Source organism: Cellulomonas sp. NS3 (assembly GCF_024757985.1).
In the GTDB taxonomy this organism is placed as follows: domain Bacteria; phylum Actinomycetota; class Actinomycetes; order Actinomycetales; family Cellulomonadaceae; genus Cellulomonas_A.
The window spans coordinates 2,989,299-3,005,477 of record NZ_CP103289.1; the positions used below are offsets into that span (position 1 = coordinate 2,989,299).

General features: G+C 72.2%; 15 protein-coding genes. 12 read left to right on the top strand and 3 right to left on the bottom strand.

The window, feature by feature from the left end:
• Positions 1-11: 11 nt before the first annotated feature.
• A complete protein-coding gene (locus NXY84_RS13690) occupies positions 12-245 on the bottom strand; it encodes a hypothetical protein (RefSeq protein WP_258723632.1) in 234 nt (77 codons plus the stop codon).
• Between the two features lie 403 nt (positions 246-648).
• Between NXY84_RS13690 and NXY84_RS13695 the strand changes: the two genes are divergently transcribed.
• Together NXY84_RS13695 and NXY84_RS13700 are read left to right on the top strand one after the other, a co-directional pair.
• Positions 649-1,155 carry a hypothetical protein gene (locus NXY84_RS13695; protein WP_258723633.1) on the top strand — a complete coding sequence of 169 codons (507 nt, stop codon included), beginning with the start codon at positions 649-651 and terminating at the stop codon, positions 1,153-1,155.
• The gene (locus tag NXY84_RS13700) at positions 1,152-1,784 is read left to right on the top strand and encodes a hypothetical protein (RefSeq protein WP_258723634.1); all 633 of its coding nucleotides are present in this window, start codon (positions 1,152-1,154) and stop codon (positions 1,782-1,784) included. The genes NXY84_RS13695 and NXY84_RS13700 overlap by 4 nt, the downstream gene beginning before the upstream one ends.
• Before the next feature lie 335 nt (positions 1,785-2,119).
• Here the strand turns inward: NXY84_RS13700 and NXY84_RS13705 are convergent, their stop codons facing one another.
• Positions 2,120-3,904 (bottom strand): alkaline phosphatase, encoded by a 1,785-nt coding sequence (locus NXY84_RS13705; RefSeq protein WP_258723635.1) that lies wholly within the window; start codon positions 3,902-3,904, stop codon positions 2,120-2,122.
• A gap of 603 nt (positions 3,905-4,507) precedes the next feature.
• Here NXY84_RS13705 and NXY84_RS13710 point away from each other — a divergent pair.
• The 6 genes from NXY84_RS13710 (at position 4,508) to NXY84_RS13735 (ending at position 11,432) form a co-directional block, all read left to right on the top strand.
• Positions 4,508-5,653, top strand: a complete 1,146-nt coding sequence (locus tag NXY84_RS13710; protein ID WP_258723636.1) for an ABC transporter substrate-binding protein — start codon at positions 4,508-4,510, stop codon at positions 5,651-5,653.
• Complete coding sequence (locus tag NXY84_RS13715; protein WP_258723637.1) at positions 5,650-6,678, top strand: ABC transporter permease; 1,029 nt, start codon at positions 5,650-5,652, stop codon at positions 6,676-6,678. Before NXY84_RS13710 ends, NXY84_RS13715 begins: the two co-directional genes overlap by 4 nt.
• The gene (locus NXY84_RS13720; protein ID WP_258723638.1) at positions 6,675-7,505 is read left to right on the top strand and encodes an ABC transporter permease; all 831 of its coding nucleotides are present in this window, start codon (positions 6,675-6,677) and stop codon (positions 7,503-7,505) included. The genes NXY84_RS13715 and NXY84_RS13720 overlap by 4 nt, the downstream gene beginning before the upstream one ends.
• Positions 7,506-7,560: 55 nt before the next feature.
• On the top strand, positions 7,561-8,619 hold the full coding sequence (locus NXY84_RS13725) for an ABC transporter ATP-binding protein (RefSeq protein WP_258723639.1): 1,059 nt from the start codon (positions 7,561-7,563) through the stop codon (positions 8,617-8,619).
• Positions 8,616-10,190 carry a metallophosphoesterase gene (locus tag NXY84_RS13730; protein ID WP_258723640.1) on the top strand — a complete coding sequence of 525 codons (1,575 nt, stop codon included), beginning with the start codon at positions 8,616-8,618 and terminating at the stop codon, positions 10,188-10,190. The genes NXY84_RS13725 and NXY84_RS13730 overlap by 4 nt, the downstream gene beginning before the upstream one ends.
• A 180-nt stretch (positions 10,191-10,370) precedes the next feature.
• A complete protein-coding gene (locus NXY84_RS13735; RefSeq protein WP_258723641.1) occupies positions 10,371-11,432 on the top strand; it encodes a serine hydrolase domain-containing protein in 1,062 nt (353 codons plus the stop codon).
• 147 nt (positions 11,433-11,579) lie between these two features.
• Here NXY84_RS13735 and NXY84_RS13740 read toward each other — a convergent pair whose 3' ends face one another.
• Positions 11,580-12,839, bottom strand: a complete 1,260-nt coding sequence (locus NXY84_RS13740) for a tyrosine-type recombinase/integrase (protein WP_258727213.1) — start codon at positions 12,837-12,839, stop codon at positions 11,580-11,582.
• Between the two features lie 361 nt (positions 12,840-13,200).
• On the opposite strand from NXY84_RS13740, the gene NXY84_RS13745 reads away from it, so the two are divergent.
• The 4 genes from NXY84_RS13745 to NXY84_RS13760 are packed head-to-tail and all read left to right on the top strand — an operon-like array spanning position 13,201 to position 16,156.
• A complete protein-coding gene (locus NXY84_RS13745) occupies positions 13,201-13,911 on the top strand; it encodes a hypothetical protein (protein ID WP_258723642.1) in 711 nt (236 codons plus the stop codon).
• Positions 13,912-13,922: 11 nt separating this feature from the next.
• On the top strand, positions 13,923-14,492 hold the full coding sequence (locus NXY84_RS13750) for a hypothetical protein (RefSeq protein WP_258723643.1): 570 nt from the start codon (positions 13,923-13,925) through the stop codon (positions 14,490-14,492).
• Between the two features lie 3 nt (positions 14,493-14,495).
• Positions 14,496-15,290: a hypothetical protein gene (locus tag NXY84_RS13755; RefSeq protein WP_258723644.1), complete on the top strand. Its 795-nt coding sequence runs from the start codon at positions 14,496-14,498 to the stop codon at positions 15,288-15,290.
• On the top strand, positions 15,287-16,156 hold the full coding sequence (locus NXY84_RS13760) for an ATP-grasp domain-containing protein (protein ID WP_258723645.1): 870 nt from the start codon (positions 15,287-15,289) through the stop codon (positions 16,154-16,156). Before NXY84_RS13755 ends, NXY84_RS13760 begins: the two co-directional genes overlap by 4 nt.
• Positions 16,157-16,179: the final 23 nt, after the last annotated feature.

Consider the following 16,179-nt stretch of genomic DNA (forward strand, 5'->3'; position numbering starts at 1 on the left):
CTAGGCGACCCTCAGACGGGAGCCGGCGTTCCGGTCCACAGCCCGCGAGCAGCAACGAACCGAAGCTCGCCTGGGCCTGCACCGGTCGCGATATGCGCCACGCAGTAGTCCGCTTCAGGGGCTTCGGACGCGCGCTGGCCGACATCGACGACGCGAACCGTCACCACTTCCCCGAGCGTCGCAGCCTCTGACCAGTTCGAGACGTTCCCCGCGAGCAATCCGTCGACGAAGACATACTCCGGCATCGCGATCCTTCCCTCTGCTCCGCCCCGCGTGTCGCTGCACCGCGACCCGCTGCTTCGATCGGCTCGGCCAGCCTCAACCTGAAGTGCGCACGACCTGATCGCACCATCGGTTCACGCTAGATCGTCACGATGAACGCTCCCCCGTCCGGACGCGGCATCCCCATGAAGATCTCCGACTCGACGAAGTCCGCTGTGCGTCAGACGCCTCGCACCCTCTCCGCGATCGATGATCATGCGAACGCAATGAGCAGCGGTCGACAGCTCCGCCGACCGCAAGTTGAGCGGTGCGGGCTACCCGTGCACGGCGGCGCCTGGGCGGAGCCCCTCCTCCACCTCGGTGCGCCCATCGCCGGTGGGACGTTGGGCTCTCGACGCAAGCCGCGCCGCACGAGACGGTGCAGCCATGTACACGTCCAGTGCCAACGTCGGGCCCTCGTGGGGGCACCGCGTCTTCAACGCGTCGGTACGCGGCGGCGCCCTTGCGCGACAAGCTCGGGCCGTGGTCGAGGTCCTGACCGGCGCGGCGGCACTCGGGGGCGGCAGCCTGATGATCGTGCGCCCCGACGGGTCCTTGATCGGGCTGCAGCTCGACCTGCTCCACAGGACGCCCTTCACCGACTGGCGCCTCCCAGGAGTTCTGCTCGCGGGGTTGGTCGGCACCGCGTTCGTCGTCGCCGGGCTGCTGGAGCGCGCGGCCCACCAACGCGCGGCGCTGGTGTCCCTCGTCGCGGGCGCGGGGCTCGTCGTCTTCGAGCTCGTCGAGTGGTGGTGGATCGGGTTCCATCCTCTGCAGGCCGTGTTCCTGGCGACCGGCAGCGTGCTCGGAGCATCGGCGGTCAGGGCCCTCGTGCGCGGCGTCGCCGTGGGGGTGCATCTGGCCTCCGTGCACGGCGTCGGGGGACCAAGATGACCGTCGACGTCACCGGGGCGAGCGTCGATCTTGTCTGGTTGCCGCTTGGCGCGGGTGGTCACCTCGTCCGCCATAGCGGGCGCCTGTACGAGCGGCTCACCGCGTGGAGTGAGAGGCGCACACCCTGTGACCTCTACCACTCCGCCTTGCAAGTCACGCTCGACGGACACGTCTGGGCAGTCGAGATGACACCGGTGCGGCGCGCGCACCTCGACCGCGGCGTCGTGGCCGAGGGAGCGGTCGGCACGCGCCGGGCGACGCCGTGGCGCCTGTTCCGGTACGAGGTGCGCTGCTGGCGCGACGGGGCGATCCCCGATCTCGCGTACGCCGTGTCGAGCCCGGTGCGACTCGCCTCAGGCCCGGCGGTGTGCCGGCGTGTGCTCCGCGTGCTCCCCTCCGTGCCCACACCCGTGTGGGGACGTGACGAGCTGGGACTCGGCGAGATGTGGAACTCGAACTCCGTCATCTCCTGGTGTCTCGAGAAGGCTGCCGTCGCCGACGCGTCGTTCGTCCGTCCGCCGTTCCGAGGCGGGGCGCCCGGGTGGGGAGCCGGCATCCGCGCCGCACGGATCAACCACGTCAGCAGGACGAGCAGCACGAGCGCTCACGCAGGCGCAAGACGGCCGTGACGCGGCGGCGGCCTTGAGGCCCCGGGGGCTGCTCGGGTGCCACCGCACAGGCGGAGCTCACTGGTGTCTCGGGCCCGTCCGTGGTCCGCACGCGCTGCTCTCCATCGTTCCCGCGTGAGCGGTCCGGTCGAAGCAGCGGGCTGCGACAGTCACTGCTGGCACCCCGACCGGTCTCGGCGGCTGAGTTGCCGGGACTTAGCGCGACCGCGGTCTGGTGAGTGCACAGGCCATAAGTTCGCCACTCCGGCCTGCGACAGGCCGAGACGATGCCGGGCGGGACGCGAACGGCGGGTGGGCGTCCGGGGCGGAGCGCGCACCAGCCGTTCGCCGTCCGATCAGGGCGCGAGGCCCTCGCGGGTCGGGTCCTGCCCGGGCAGACCGGGGTCGACTGCGGCCGGAGCATCGCTCCGGGTGGGTGCGACGCGACCGGTCGGGTGGTCCAGGGCCTCGCCGAAGAGGGTCAGGTAGGCCATGCGGTAGACGTCGACGTTGTCGAACCGGTCGAACAGGGCGGTATCGAGCAGCTCGGCGTTCAGACCTTGCGCACGGGTGACGATGCCCCCGTTGAAGTCCGGGCCACCGGTCCATGCCAGAGCGAAGGGCAGCTCCTGGCCGAACTGGTCCGGAGCCGCCCGGAACGGCGCGGTCTCCCGGCCGTAGCGCCCGTCGAGCGGGTTCTGCGGCGGGTCCTCTCCCTCGGCCTCTGCCCCGGTCGGGTTGACCGGGATGCTGCCGACGGTCGCGGGAATCTCGTCGTCGATGTTGAAGCCCGAGATCTGCGGGGCGCCGCCGGAGCTGTCGGCGGCCGTGAGGATCAGCGTGCGGGGGTGGTCGGCCTGGAAGTCGCGTGCGGCGCCGATCACACCGTTGGCGACGTTCAGCGCGGTCAGGGCGCCGATGCCGTTGTTGTTGTTGCCGAAGTTGTCGGTGCTCTCCACCTCGGAGACCAGGCCGAACGGTCGCCCGGTCCGCTCGGCGTGCGCCTGCAGCACCGCCAGCCCGAGCTCGTTCATCTCCGCGGCCGTCGGCGGGCGGTACCCGGGCGTGCCGGGCTCGGACCCGAAGAGGACGAGGTTGGTCTCCTTGGCGTCCACCGACACGGACGGGTCGACGAGGCCCCGGGCGATCAGGGACTCCTCGGGCTCGTCGTTGAAGATGTCCTCGTCCGCGAACAGGCCCAGCACCTTCAGCTCGGCCGGGTCGACCTTCCCGCTCGCCACGCCGTCGCGCAGGCGCTCGAACTGGGTCCGGGTACGCACGACGGTGTAGCCCTCGGCTGCGGCGACCTCAAGGAGGTTGACGCCGTCGGTGCGCGTGCCACCGGTACGCGGGACCTCCGCGGTCAACGTCGCCCCGGCCGGACGGTGCACCAGGCACGTGAGCGGGATGGGCTCGGCGCGGCGCTCGGAACGGCGGATCTGCGCCTTGGTGCAGTACCGGGTGCCGGCCGGCAGGAAGTTCTCCTCACCCCCGCCCATCACGACCACGGGGTCCTGGTCCTGGTCACCGAACCCGGGGCGACCGGTGATGATCTGCGCCACGATCCCGTTCGGGTCATCGCGGGTGGCGACCTCGGCCAGAAATGCCCCCGTGCCCGGCTCGGCGATGTCGCCGTCGTTGATGATCCCGATCGGGTGCCCGGCGTTACCGGCCTCACGCAGCCAGCTACCCGGGTACCCAGACAGGGCGTCGATCGACCGCGGCGGGTCCACGTTGCCGCCGAGCACGTCCTCGGCACCGCTGTCCGTGCCGAAGGATCCCGGCCCGTCGACCTTGAAGCCGAACGCATGCACCGTCGCACCGCCGTTCGAAGTCCCGTCGAGCTGGTCGGCCATGTGCCCGCGGTAGATCGTCATCTCCGGCAGCAGGTCCCACTGCGAGATCGCATCCGGCCCCTCCCAATAGATTCGGCCCGCATCCCAGTACGCCGCATCCGTGCCGTCGGGGTGGATGAAGATCATGTTCCCCGTGTCGTCCAGCGACCGAGCACTGGCCGCTGCCTCATCCGCGCCCACGACGAAGTCGTCGACGTTCGGCGCAGCGCCGACCACGACAGGCACCCCTGCCAGTGCCGCAACCGCCGTCGTGACCGCGACCGTCCGTGCTGTCGATCTGTTCATCGTGGCTCCTCGTCGAGCAAGCGAGGCAAGTCGCCTCCTAGGCGTGTCGGCCTACGCCCACCCCAGGCTCAGAGCCGCACACATCCCCTGCCCATCGCGCAAGCGCCCAGCAGGCGAACACCAACCCACGCTTGGGGCGGAGGCGGCCGATCCGGCACAACTGCACTCACGGATCTCGATGCTTTCGGCCGTCGTGCGCCCGCGGCGCCCGGGCCGACAGCTGAGGTCGATTGCTGCGGGCACGCGCGCCGTCGCGGTGTCGACCGTCCGGTCATCGGCAACGCGGCGCGGCAGCGCAGCTGGCGCTCGGCCCTAAATCCCCGCGGGCTGCGGCACCCTGAACCATGTCAGCAAGACTGACCTTTGCGACCCCCTCTGCGCATTTCGCCGAGATCGCGCTTCGACCTCGCTCGACACCGTGATCGGCGTCTGCTGCGAGAGGCATCGCATCGGAGAAAGTCGGCCCGGTCGCGCGTCCAGGACTTCATGACGCGGATCTGACGTGTTCACGTGCGCGCACCCGGGGCGTCGGCTCCCCCGACTACCAAGTCCCTCGGCGCCGGCAGCGGCCGGGCCCCACACCTTCTGACCCGAGGGACCACCATGCGCAAGCCGTTCCTGCTCGCTCCGATCGCCGTCGCCGCGCTCGCTCTGTCCGGATGCGGCGCCGCCGGCTCGGAGAGCCCGGCCGGGTCGACCGCGACCTCGACGAGCGCCTCCGGCGCGAGCTGCGGCACGACCGTCGACGAGATCGCCGCGAAGGCCGCCGAGGAGAAGGAGCTCAACCTCATCGCGCTGCCGGACACCTGGGCGAACTACAAGGGCATCCTCGAGGACTTCCGGACGACGTACGGGATCGACGCGACGGTGGCCAACCCGGACGCGTCGTCGGCCGACGAGATCACCGCGATCGAGACCCTGCGTGGTCAGCCGGACATGCCGGAGGTCGTCGACGTCGGGGCGTCCTTCACCCAGCAGATGATCGACGAGGGTTACGCCGAGGCTTACGAGCCGACGGTCTGGGACGAGATCCCGGACAACCTCAAGGACCCCGAGGGCCACTGGGTCGCCGCGTACTACGGGGTGCTGTCGATCGCGACCAACACGACGCTCGTCGAGGACGCACCGAAGACCTTCGCCGACCTCGAGGACCCGAAGTACCAGGGCCAGGTCACGCTGAACGGCGACCCCCGGGAGTCCGGCGCCGGGTTCGCGGCGGTCATGGCGGCGTCGCTCGCTAACGGCGGCAGCTTCGACGACATCACCCCGGGCCTGGAGTACTTCAGCCGTCTCAAGAAGTCGGGCAACCTGCAGTCGGTCGACGTCACGCAGGCGACGCTGCTGTCCGGCGAGGTCCCGATCGCGCTGGACTGGACGTACAACTTCCCGGCCCTCGTGCCCCAGCTCGAGGACGCCGGGTTCGACCTCCAGGTCACCGTCCCGAGCGACGGGGTGTACGGCGGCTACTACGCCCAGTCGGTCGTGACCGAGGCGCCGCACCCGTGCTCCGCACGCCTGTTCCTCGAGCACCTCGTCGGTGACGAGGGCGCGCTCGGCTACCTCGAGGGTGGCGCCATCCCGGCGCGCTACGCGGCGCTGGTGGAGGCCGGCAAGGTCGACGAGGAGCTCGCCGAGAACCTGCCCGACGCCGAGACGATCGAGAAGATCGCCTTCCCGACGCAGGCCCAAATCGACGCCGCGAAGGCGACCCTGGCGGAGCAGTGGGGCCCGATGGTCGCGGACCTGTGACTGGGACCCGACTGCCCTCCGGCCCGGCTGGGGGCGCCGCGAGCGCCCCGGCCGGGCCCGAGGGTGCGGTGGCGGGCGGGTCGGAGGCACTGGTGCGCACGGTCACGCCGACGGTCGCCGTCGACGCCGCACCGCACCGGGCCGGGGCCGGTCCCCGAGGCGCGGCAGGCCGTCGGCGCCGGCCCGCGTGGTCGGGCGCGACACTCGCCCTCGTCCCGTTCCTCGCCTTCGTCGCCGTCTTCCTGCTGTGGCCCGTCGGGGTCGTGGTCGTGCGCGCGTTCACCCCCGGTGGTGTGCCCGGCCTCGGCGCTCTGGTGCGGGCTGTGTCGGGGCCGTATCGCAGCGCCTTCGAGAACTCCCTCGCGCTCGCCGGCACCTCGGCCGTGCTGGGCGGAGTCCTCGGGCTCGCGCTCGCGCTCGCGGTCCGGGACCTCACCCGGCCGCGCTGGCTGCGACCCGCGATTGAGGCATGGAGCTCGGTGGCGTCCCAGCTCGGGGGCGTCCCCCTCGCGTTCGCGTTCGTCGCCGCGCTCGGGACGCAGGGTGTCGTGACGAAGGCGTTGCGAGGTCTCGGAGTCGACCTCATCACCTCGGGATTCTCGCTCGCGACGCTGGCCGGCATGACTCTCGTGTACCTGTACTTCCAGATCCCGCTCATGTTCCTGGTGGTCGCACCGGCCGTCGCCGGGCTGCGCGCGACGTGGCGTGAGGCGGCAGAGCTGATGGGCGCCGGCCCCGTGCGGTACTGGGCGACGGTGGCGGGCCCGATCCTGCTGCCGTCGGTGCTCGGCGGGATGCTGCTGCTCTTCGTGAACGCGTTCAGCGCGTACGCGACCGCCTACGTACTGAGCTCGAGCGGCCAGCTCGTGCCGCTCCAGATCCGGTTCGTGCTCCAGGGCAACGTGATCACCGGCGAGCAGGACCTCGGCTACGCGCTCGTGACCTGGACGGTCGCGCTGATGGTCCTGGGCCTGGTCGGGATGACGCTGCTCCAGCGCCGCGCCGCCCGCTGGACGCACGCATGAGCGCGCCGACGCCGCGCCGCCGCACGACGCGGACCGGCCGCACGGTGTTCCTCGTGCTGCTCGGCGCGTTCTTCGTCGTCCCCCAGCTCGCGATGGCCCGGTTCGCGTTCCAGAACGTGCCCGTAGCCCTGCTCGACGCCGACCGGCTCCTGAGCGGGTGGACGGCGCGGCCGCTGCTCGACGCCCTTGCGCAGCCGGAGCTCTGGGAGGCCGCGCGGACCAGTGCCGTGCTCGCGGTGCTCGCGGTGCTCCTGAACCTCGCGCTCCTGCTGCCGCTGTCGATCCTCGCGGAGCTCCGCGCGCCGTGGCTGCGCCCGGTGCTCGCCGCCGTCACGCTGCTGCCCTGGGTGGTCCCGCCCATCGCGCTGGTCGTGGGCGTGGCCTCCACCTTCCGCGCGGTCGCGCCGTGGTTCCTCACGAGTCCGCTCTCGCTCGTGCCGTTCTACGCGATCTGGGCCATGCCGTTCACCTACCGTGCGCTCGACGCCGGGCTGCAGGCCCTGAACGCACGCACGCTCGTGGAGGCCGGGCGCAGCCTCGGGGCGTCGTTCCCCGTCGTGCTGTTCCGCGTGCTCGTCCCGAACCTGCGCGCCTCGATCATCGCGGCAGGCGGCCTCACCGCGGCGCTCGTGCTCGGCGAGTTCGCCTTCGCCTCCTTGCTGCTCAAGAACACCCTGCCGACCTACCTCGTCGACTACCAGCGTCAGGCGCCGCAGGCCGGCATGGCGCTGGCCCTCGCGATCCTGGTGCTCACCGCGCTCGCGCTCGGCGCCGTCGTGCAGGGCATCCGCCGCCGCGGGCTCGCCGTGAGCACCGCGGGCATCTGAAGACATCGCTGCCCCCCGACGACCTTCCGCCAACCCCGAACCTCAGGAGACAGCCATGGCCACGATCGAGATGACCGCGGTGCGCAAGTCGTTCGGGGGCACGACGGCACTCGCGGGCCTGGACCTGCGCATCGAGTCGGGCGAGCTGGTCTGCCTGCTCGGACCGTCCGGGTGCGGAAAGACCACGGCCCTGCGGCTGCTGGCCGGGTTCGAGCACCCCGACGCGGGCGCGATCACCGTGGACGGCGACGACGTCACGCACGTGTCACCGCGTCACCGCGGGTTCGGCATGGTGTTCCAGGACTACAGCCTCTTCCCGCACCTGACGGCGCGCGAGAACATCGCGTTCGGGCTGCGCGTGCGGCGCGTCGGCGGGCGCGAGACGACCGAGACCGTCGAGCGGCTGCTCGTCGTGACGCGGCTCGAGAAGCACGCCGACAAGTACCCGCACCAGATGTCCGGGGGCCAGAAGCAGCGCGTGGCGCTGGCACGGGCCATCGCGACGCAGCCACGCCTGCTGCTGCTCGACGAGCCGCTGTCGGCGCTCGACGCCCAGGTCCGAGAGCACCTGCGTGACGAGATCCGCCGCCTCCAGCAAGAGGTCGGCGTCACCACCGTGTTCGTCACGCACGACCAGCACGAGGCCATGGCCGTGGCCGACCGCGTGGCCGTGATGCGCGACGGGTTGCTCGAGCAGATCGACACGCCGCGCGCGCTCTACAGCCGGCCGGCGTCGCCGTTCGTCGCCGGGTTCGTCGGTACGGTGAACCGACTCACGGCATCCCGGACGACCGCCGGTCCGTGGGGCGTGCTGGGGGGCCCCACGCCGACCGTCGACATGCGGGCCGTCGGCACGGGCCCGGACCCCTCCCGCGCAGTCGCCGTCGTGCGTCCCGAGCAGCTCGCCGTGGACCCGACGATCGCGACACCGGGTCCGGTGGCCCGGGTCGTCGGCGTGTCGTTCCTCGGCGCGTTCACCCGCCTCACCGTCGAGCACCCCGAGGAGGGGACGATCCTCGCCGACGTGATCAGCGAGGCCGTGGACGGCCTGTCCGTCGGTGACGCCGTCGCGATCAGGGTGCGCGCCAGCGCGGGGGCGGTGGTGCTGCAGTGAGCCTGACGAGCGACCGCACGGTCGAGCGGGGTGAGCCGGACGCCCGAGGGTGGCGACCGCTCGTCACCGGCCCCGGCGAGCCGCACCTGGGCGGCGTGCCGGCCGCCGGCGGACGCGTGCTCGGCGCGCTCGTGCACATGAGCGACCCGCACCTGTGCGACGCCGAGTCACCCGCGCGCCAGGAGCACCTCGACCGGCACGGGGACCCGGGCGCGCCGTACGCCCCGCTGCTCGGCACCATCGGCACGTACCGAGCGCAGGAGATCCTCACCGCGCACGTCGCCGCGGCGGCGCTCGCGGCGGTCCAGCGGCTGCACCGCGCCCCGGTCGCCGGGGCACCGCTGGACGCTGTCGTCGTCACCGGCGACCTCGTGGACAACGCGCAGCGCAACGAGCTCCGCTGGTACACGGACCTGCTCGCCGGCCGGCCGGTCGCGCCGAGGAGCGGCGACCCGGCGCGCAGCTCGTGGGTGGGTGCGACGGATCCCGGGCGGACCTGGTGGCCGCAGTACTGGCACCCCGACGGTCCACCGGACGGTGTGCCGGACGACGTGCCGACCGCGAGGCACGGCTTCCCTCGGCTCCCCGGGATCGTCGATGCCGCCCGTCAGGCGGTCGCGTCGCCGGGCGCCGGACTGCCCTGGCACTCGGTGCACGGCAACCACGACGCGCTGCTGCAGGGTGTCGTGGCGCCCGACGACGCCCTGCGCGCGCTCGCCGTCGGAGCCGAGCGCGTGGTCGACCTCGCGCCCGGGCAGACGCCGTTCGTGGTGCTCGACGCCGCCGCCACCGTCGGCCCCGCCCGGTACACGCACACCCCCGAGTCACCGCGTGAGCCCGTGCCGCCGGACGCCGGCCGTGATCTCGTCGAGCCCGGTGACGTCACCGGAGCGCTCGCCGCCGCGGAACCCGACCCTGGCGCCTTGGTTGCCCGGTACGGGAACGCGTGGGTGCGGGACGTCGGTGAACTCAGGCTGATCGCGATGGACACGGCCAACCCGCACGGCGGCTACCAGGGCTCCGTCGACGCCGAGCAGCTCGCCTGGCTCGACGAGCAGCTGACCGCCGCGGCGGACCGATACGTCGTCGTCCTGTCGCACCACCCGTCCTGGACGCTGCTGAACGCGTACGCGCCCGACGGCGAACCACGGCGCCACCGGGCGGACGACGTCCTCGGCCTGCTCCTGCGGCACCGCTGCGTCATCGCCTGGCTCGCGGGCCACGTGCACGCGCACACGCACCGCTGGCACCCCGGCCCCGACGGCCGCAGCGGGCTGTTCGAGATCACGACGGCGTCGCTCATCGACTGGCCGCAGCAGCTGCGCGTGGTCGAGGTCGTGCGCGAGCCCGGCGGCACGCTCGCGATCACGAGCACCGTCGTGGACCACGCGGGTGCCGGCGGGTGGACATGGGAGCCGGGCTGCGACGACGTCACGGTGCTCGCCGGGGTGTCCCGCACGCTCGCAGCCAACGACTGGCGCGTGCGCGCGCGCCCCGAGCTCCTCACGCGGGCCGCCGGAGCACCGGCGGACCGGAATGCGGTGTGGCGGATGCCCGACCCGCACGCCTGAGCGAGGCAGCGAGGGTGCGACGCGAGCGGGCGGACCGGGCACGTCTCCGCAGCAGCAGCGCCCAGCGACCGGAGCCCTCGTCCGTAGCACCCGCCCGAACATGAACCCTCGACCCCAGACGGGCCTCCCTCCATGACGCATGTCGTGCCTCCGAACCGACCGACCTCTCCACGCACTCCTGTGCTCGTCGCCTTCGCGCTCGTCCTCGCCGCGCTGCTCACGGGGTGCAGCGGCCAGGAACCCGCGACGGCGCCGTCGAGCGACCCCGTCCAGCGTCTGCTCGACGAGTGGGCGGACGACGGACATGGTGGCGTCGCGGTCGCCATGGCGAGCGACGACGAGGAGCTGGCCGTCGCGGCGGCGGGCAGTGCCGGCCCCCAGGGAGACGCCCTGCAGCCCGACGCGGCGTTCCGGGTCGGCAGCCTGTCGAAGACATTCGTCTCGGTGATGGTGCTCCAGCTCGTCGCCGACGGCGCCATCGGCCTCGACGACCTCGTGACGGACCACGCGCCGGACCTGACGGTGGCGCGCGGAGTCACGGTGCGCCAGCTCCTCGCCCATCGCACGGGCATCCCCGAGCACACCGACGGCGAGCTCGCTCCGGCAGTGCTGGCCGATCCGGCCAAGGCGTGGGAAGCGGCTGAGGTGCTCGACCTCGTCGCCGACCAGCCGCGCGACTTCCGAGCCGGCGAGAAGTTCGCCTACTCGAACTCGAACTACGTGGTCGCCGGGATCGTGCTCGAGACAGTCACGGGCACGACGCTCGCCGACAACCTCCGAACCCGAATCGTCCAGCCGCTGGGCCTGACGTCCACCTGGTTCGCCCCCGATGGCGCACGCGCACCCATCGAGGGCTTCTCGCGAGCACTGCCGGGTGGGAACACCACCGGCTCCTCCTACCGCGCGCTCGAGACGGCCGCCGGAGCCGCGGGCGCCCTGGTCTCGTCGGTGTCCGACCTCGCCACCTTCCTCCGAGCTCTCGCCCACGGAGAGCTCCTCCCCGCGGAGACGTACGAGGAGATGACCCACGGCCTACCCGACGAGGGGTGGAGCCTCGGCGTGTTCCCGTCCAACCCGCCCACGGAGACCGGGATCTCCCACAACGGATCGATCCCTGGCTTCGCCACCTATATGCAGTACGACCCGAGCACCGAGGACCTCTTCGTGCTTCTCGTCAACGACGACACCCGCTCGGCGGAACGGCTCGCCGTGGAGCTGCTGGAGGTCGTCCGCACGAGCTGACGCGTGACCTCGGCGAAGCGTCGCCTCGATCGACGCGGCGAGCACGGCCAGGGTCACCGTCGTCGCCGAGCCGCTGACGGCGTGCCGGTCCTCCGCCGCGGGGGCAGGATCTGAACCCGCGACCTCTGGGTCACGAGCCCACCGGTCCTAGCGGCTGACCCTCGTTTGCCGGTGAACCCCGACGACGGCTGACAGCGGTTCGCGAGACGTTGTGGACTCGCTCACAAGAGCCGAGAGCGCTTCAGCGATCGCTCGGTCCCGGTCTTTCGCCGCGTGCTGGTATCGCATCGCGGCCGACGGCGTCGAGTGTCCCAGCCGTGCCATGAGCTCGGCGAGCGTCGCCCCGGTCGATGCGGCGAGCACAGCCCCGGTGTGGCGCAGGTCGTGGAAGCGCAGGTCCGGACGACCAGCCTCCTTCCGTGCGCGGAACCACCACCGGTACAGGCTGTTCGGGCTTATCTGCCGGCCGTCGGCCGCCGGGAAGAGAAGAGCGTCGGGCCCGGGCGCCGTGAAGTCGTGCAGGTGCGCCGCCAGCATCGGCACCAGATGTGGCGGGATCGCCACATCGCGCGTCCCCGCCGTGCACTTCGGGCTCCCGATGACGATCTCCGATCCGACCCGAGTGACCCCACGCCTGATGCGGATGACGCCGCGCTGCAGATCGATGTCGCGGCGGCGCAGCTCTGCCAGCTCGCCGAAACGCATCGCGCACCACGCCGCGAGCAGCACCATCGCCCTGAGCCGCTCGGGCATCGCCGCGGTTGCTGCTTCGAGCTCGGCAAGGGTGGCCGGCCTGATCGCTCGCGCTCGGTGCGACGTGCCGGCGGCACGGACGCGGCACGGGTTGGCCGCGATGAGATCGTCCGCGACAGCGGTGGTGAAGATCGTGCGCAGGAGCGCGTACGCGTGAGCACGGATGGTCGGCTTGCCGACATCCAGCCCGGCGTGCCACAGCCGCACCTGCGCGGGCGTGACGTCGGCGAGGCGTCGGGGACCGAACGTCGGCAGGATCCGGGGGTCGAGGATCTGCCGGTAGTGCTGTCGCGTGCGCGGTTTGAGGTCCCGTCCGGCGAGCCAGGCTTCGGCGTACTCACCCACCGTGACCGCCCGCGGCACCGGGGGGTCGACGGTGTCCGTCTCAGCTCCCCACGAGCCGTCCGCGATGGCGTCGCGGATCCGCATCAGCCACGCCTCTGCCTCGACGCGGGACGCGAACGTCGAGGGCGCGTTGTAGCGAGCCAGATCCGGGCCGACATACGCCGCCTGGTAGCGCTGCGAAGGAAGCTTCCGCACACTCCCCCACGTCCGGCGAGAACGGACCACGTTCACCTTTTCTCCCCCGGCTGTCGTGCAATAGCCGTGCAATAGGGCGGTGCCTTCGAGGGTATCTGCTGCACTCCAGCGCATCGTCACTGGAGTGCGTCCTCGCTGGTGAAGGCGCGTCTTCCCAGGTCGCTGCCAGTGTCGGCACGCCTCTACCTGACTGGTTCGAGTCCAGTCGAGGGAGCAACGACGACGGGCCCCTGACCAGCGGAGACGCTGGGCGGGGGCCTTCGCTCTGCCCCGGCCGGCACACGCTCCGGTGCTGCGCCGCGGCCGCACCGCAGCCCTCGGTGGGATGTCCTGGGACGCGCCCGCTGTCCGCCGCCTCATCGGGACGACCTGACCCGTTGTCGCGGCCCGATCGTGCCGGAATAGTGTGATGTGCCCGGACGACGGTGCCCGGAGTCGTCGGCCGCACGGGGCGGGCCGGCTGGAAGAAGGCGTCGTGCTGCGTCGAGTCGCCGGGGTGGACGGGGTGGCGGAGCTCGACGTCCTCGACCGCCCCGAGGCGCAGGAGATCGCGGACCGGGTGCAGGCCCTGCGGACCGCATGGTGCCGGCGTTCTCCCCGGGTCGAGTTCTACACCCTGGGCGGCAACGCCTACATGGATCTCGCCGGGAGCTCGGAGGCCACCTACGTCGCCTCGGCCCGTCGTGGCAACGCCGTGCTGGACGAGCACTTCCACGCGCTCTACGAGCGCCTCGCGGACCGCCTCGGTACCGCCCTCGGGCTGACCGCCCGCTATCCGGACGACCTGGCCCGCCCCGGGTTCCACATCTGGCTGGGCACCGGCATCCCGCTCGGGCCGCACGCCTCCGTGCACTTCGACCTGCAGTACCTCGGGATCATCGCCCGGCCGGCGTACCGCGCGTGCTCGGGAACCGTGTCCTTCACGGTCCCGATCGCGTTGCCCGCCAACGGCTCCGGGCTCAACGTCTGGCCCGGCTGTGGCTATCCGGCCTCGCCGTCGCAGATCCGGGCCGTCAGCCAGGGTCCACCGGTGGTGATCGGCTACCGGACCGGCACCGCCGTGGTGCACAGCGGTCACGTCCTGCACCAGATCGGTGCGACCCCCGAACCGGGCGCCGACGACGTGCGGCTGACCCTGCAGGGCCACGGGCTCGTCCGCGGGTCCGACCTCGTCCTCTACTGGTGAAAGGGCCGACCATGCCCAGCTCCTACATCCCCGACGACGACCGTGTCGACGTGATCGGCAAGCTCTCCGAGCGTCTGGACGCGATGGGCGACCGGAGCCTGCGCGCAGCCGCGGAGGAGGCCGCGTCCGACGACTCCGACGACCCCGGCACGACCCTCAAGCCCGTCAAGGACGACGGGGAGAAGGACAAGGAGACCAAGGAGGTGCCGAAGGAGCAGGGCGAGAAGGACGCCAAGGAGTTCAAGGACGAGGGCGAGAAGGACGGTAAGGACGTCAAGGACGAGGGCGACAAGGACCTCAAGGACGAGGGCCAGAAGGACGGCAAGGACGCCAAGGACGAGGGCCAGAAGGACGCCAAGGACGAGGGCGAGAAGGAGCCCACGGAGAAGGAGCCGGGCGAGAAGGAGCTCGGGCAGAAGGAGCCCAGCGAGAAGGAGCCGGACGAGAAGGAGCTCGGCGAGAAGGAGCAGGGCGAGAAGGAGGCGGAGTTCGAGGCGCCGTTCCCCGACGACGACCCCCGGTCGGCGCCGGCCGATCCCCCGTACGAGCGCGGGGGACCCGCTGCCCCGCCGGTCATGTAGCGCATGGAGGTCCTCGCTCTCGCGGATCCGAGCGGTCGTCAAGCGCAGCTGCTCGAGGCGTTGCGTCGGTCCCTGCGCGTGCACGGGCTGGCGCTGCGCGCGGCGTCGCACGACGAGCTCGCCCGCGAGGCCCGCGTCGAGCAGACCGGCCTGGACGCACGGGTGCTGCCGGACCGTCCCCTGCTGTGGCTGAGCCCCGGCGCCACCGGCCGCGGCCGGACGCCCGAGGACCGGTTCGTGGCCTACGAGAACTACTCCGCCGCCCGCGCCGTCGCGTTGCTGAGCCGCGCGCCGGTGCTCAACCGCCCCACCGTCGTGGCGCCGTGCGGCACGCTGCCGGACAACCGGGCCATGGCCGTCCGCCGGGCCGGGTCCGTGCTGGGCGTCCCGCAGCGGGGCGAGGTGTTCACCTCCCGCGCCGAGGACGCCGACGGCCTGACCGAGGTCCTCGACTTCGCGACCGGCCGGACCGCGTGGCGGGTTCCCGAGGACGCAGCCGGCCCGTTCCGTGTACGGCGAGGGATCAGCACCGCGCGGGCCGTCGCGGTCAGGGTCGTCGGCTCGACCACCGTGAGCCCGCGCCCGGTGCCGCGGCTGCTCGCGGAGCTCAGCATCCGGGTCGCCGCACTCTTCTCGCTCGACCTGGCCTCGGTCTGGTGGACCGGCACGTCCGCCGAGCCGTACCTGTCCCGGATCGACGGCTGGCACTGGGACGTCAGCCTCGCGGCGGACCTGCTCCCCGTCGCGGCTGCCGTGGCCGACTGGACGGTCGACCGCCTCGCGGAGGGCGCTGCGTGATCGGGATCGCCGGCACCCGGGCCGATCCGGTGATGCTGCACTTCGCGACCCGCTGCGTCGTCGCAGGCGTCCCGTTCGCCGACCTCGACCTCGTGGAGGCGGCGACGCGCGGCGACTGGCGGCTCAGTCTGCCGCCGGCACCGGACGACCGGATCTCCGGTGCCGAGGACGTCCGGCTCGCCGACCTGTCCGGCGTGTACGTCCGGCCGATCTACCTCGGGACCACCGACCGCGCGCGAACGCGGTGGAGCGGCCTGCTGGAGGGCATGAACGCCTGGCTCGACGTGACCGCGCAGACGGTCGTGAACCGCCCGGGCGCCTATCAGTTCAACAGCTACAAGCCGGCCCACTACGCCTGGCTCGCGGCGCGTGGCCTGCCGGTGCCGCCCAGCCTCATGAGCTCCGACCGGCAGCACGTCGAGGCGTTCCTGGCCGGTGGGCGGACCGTCGTGAAGCCGATCTGCGGCACGCGCGCCACCACCCGCGAGCTGACGGCCGACGACCTCGGACGGTTGGCCGGCAGCGACGTCCCGGTGCTCGTGCAACGCCTCGTGCCGGGCGACGACGTCCGCGCGCACGTGGTCGGCGGCTCCGTGATCGCCGCCAGGTTCACCAGCGAGGCGATCGACTACCGCAAGGACCGCGGCGCCGACCGCCGCCCCGTCGAACTCCCCGACGACCTCGCCACCCTGCTCGTGCAGCTCACCGCGGAACAGGGACTCCTCTTCGCGGGCTGGGACTTCAAGGTCGACCGCGACGGCACGTACTGGTGCCTCGAGTGCAACCCGATGCCGGGCTACAGCCACTACGACCGCGTCTGCGACCACCGGATCAGCGACGAGCTGATCCGGCTGCTCCAGCGCTGACCTCGGCCGACGCGCCTGGCGCA